This window comes from Mesorhizobium sp. M1A.F.Ca.ET.072.01.1.1 (assembly GCF_004023325.1).
Classification (GTDB): Bacteria; Pseudomonadota; Alphaproteobacteria; order Rhizobiales; family Rhizobiaceae; genus Mesorhizobium.
Genome location: NZ_RZSF01000570.1, coordinates 1 through 2,357, shown reverse-complemented (window position 1 = coordinate 2,357; position 2,357 = coordinate 1). Strand labels below are relative to the sequence as shown.

The window sequence follows — 2,357 nt, the reverse complement described above, 5'->3', positions numbered from 1 at the left end:
TCGCCCACATGCCCTTGCCGATCTGGGCGTGGCCGGCCAGCCCGCATTCGAGCCCGGTGTCGACATTCCACGCCTCATAGGCGGAAATCCAGGCGGCCTGTTTCATGTCGCCCTTGCGGATCATCGGCCCGGCTTCCATCGAGGTGTGGATCTCGTCGCCGGTGCGGTCGAGGAAGCCGGTGTTGATGAACACGACGCGCTCCTTTGCCGCGCGGATCGCCTCCTTGAGGTTGACCGTGGTGCGCCGCTCCTCGTCCATGATGCCCATCTTGATCGTGTTTTTGGCCATGCCGAGCAGCGCTTCGACGCGGTCGAAAATCTCGACGGCGAAGGCGACCTCTTCCGGCCCATGCATCTTGGGCTTGACCACATACATCGACCCGGCGCGGGAATTCATCCGCCGTCCGTTCGTGCCGACATCGTGCAGCGCGATCAGCGCCGTCATTGCCGCATCCATGATCCCTTCCGGCACCTCGTTGCCGTCGCGGTCGAGGATCGCCGGATTGGTCATGAGGTGGCCGACGTTTCTGACCAGCATCAGCGAGCGGCCGGGCAGGCTGAGCGCGCCGCCATCGGGCGCCGTCCAGGCGCGGTCGGGGTTGAGCTTGCGCACGAAGCTTTTGCCGCCCTTGCTGATTTCTTCCTGGAGGTCGCCCTTCATCAGGCCGAGCCAGTTGCGGTAGACGACGACCTTGTCTTCGGCATCCACCGCCGCGACCGAATCCTCACAGTCCTGAATGGTGGTCAGCGCCGATTCCAGGATGACGTCGGCAATGCCGGCCGGATCGGTGCGGCCGATCTGGTTGGCGCGGTCGATCAGGATTTCGACGTGCAGCCCGTTCTGGACCAGCAGGATGGCTTCAGGGTTGGCGGCATCGCCGCGATAGCCGGCAAACTGTTTCGGGTTGGCCAGCGTGGTGCCGCCGGCGCCGGCGCTGAGCCGCAAGATGCTGCCCTGGACTGTAAGCCCGTTCACCCCGGCCCATTTGCCGGAGGTGAGCGGCACGGAGTCGTCGAGAAAGCTCTTTGCCCAGGCAACGACCTTGGCGCCGCGCACGGGATTGAAGCTTTTGCCCTTTTCGGCGCCGCCGGCCTCGGCGATGGCGTCGGTGCCGTAGAGCGCATCGTAGAGCGAACCCCAGCGCGCATTGGCGGCGTTGAGCGCATAGCGCGCATTCATCACCGGTACCACCAGCTGCGGCCCGGCGACCACCGCGATCTCGGGATCGACGTCCTTCGTCGTGACGCTAAAATCCGCCCCCTCCGGCACGATGTAGCCGATTTCGGCCAGAAAAGCCTTGTACTTCTCCCTGTCCTCCGGCGGCCCGTTTCGGCGGTACCACTGGTCGATCTTCTGTTGAATGACGTCTCGCACGGCGAGCAGCTCGCGGTTGCGGGGCGCGAGATCGTGTACGATCGAGGAGAACGAAGCCCAAAAGGCTGAGTTGCTGATGCTTGTTCCAGGCAAGGCTTCGTCGCGGATGAAGTCGTGCAGTTCCCGCGCGATCTTCAATCCCGCAATCCCAACCCACGTCGCATGGACAGGCTCACGGCTCATTGCCCCGCCCTCCTACTACGCTGCCAACCGCTCGACGGGAAGGTCTGCCGCAATGGCTTGGACAAGTATGGCGGAGGTCGCAGCCGACAAGGTCCAGCCGAGGTGGCCGTGCCCGGTATTATAGAATACACCCGGCGCGCGTCCCTTGCCGACGCGGGGCATCATGTTCGGCATCATCGGTCGCAACCCGGCCCACGGGACGATCCGGTTGGTCGTGACACTCGGGAACAGTGTCCGCGTCCAATCGACCAGCGGCCTAACTCTGTCATCGCGAATGTCTCGGTTGACGCCATTGAACTCAGCGGTGCCCGCCACCCTGAACCGTCCAGCGCCGAGACGGCTAGTCACGATTTTTGCTCGGTCATCCAGAATGCTCACCCAGGGCGCGGCCGCCTGTGCCGAGGGATCATTGAGGTCGACGGTGATCGAGTATCCTTTAACCGGATATATGTTGAGGCGATCGCCGAGCATGGCCGCAATGTCACGGCTGTGCGAGCCCGCACACACCACGATTCCATCAGCTTCTATGGCCTGTTCGGCGCTTAGTCCGCCCGCGCAACGGGTTGAATATGTCAATCGGAATGGGTTACGCCGCTCGATGCGGGTGACTCTGGTGTCGTAGAGGAAGGTGCCGCCGCGCCTTGTGCAGGCTTGGGCCAGCCCCGTGGTGTACTTGTGGATGTCACCGGTCGAGTCGGATGGCGTGTAGAAGCCACCATGAAAGTCGCCGTGCAGGGCCGGTTCGATTGCGGCGATCTCCGCCGCGGTCACGGGTCGCCTGTCCAGCCCGCCTTCAACC

At 63.8% G+C, this 2,357-nt stretch carries 2 protein-coding genes; both read right to left on the bottom strand.

Going from position 1 to position 2,357, the window contains the following annotated elements:
* Positions 1 to 1,558 (bottom strand): malate synthase G (locus tag EOA32_RS36385; RefSeq protein ID WP_128374241.1); only part of this gene is annotated, 1,558 nt, incomplete at its 3' end.
* A gap of 15 nt (positions 1,559 to 1,573) precedes the next feature.
* Positions 1,574 to 2,357 (bottom strand): FAD-dependent oxidoreductase (locus EOA32_RS36380; protein WP_128374240.1); only part of this gene is annotated, 784 nt, incomplete at its 5' end.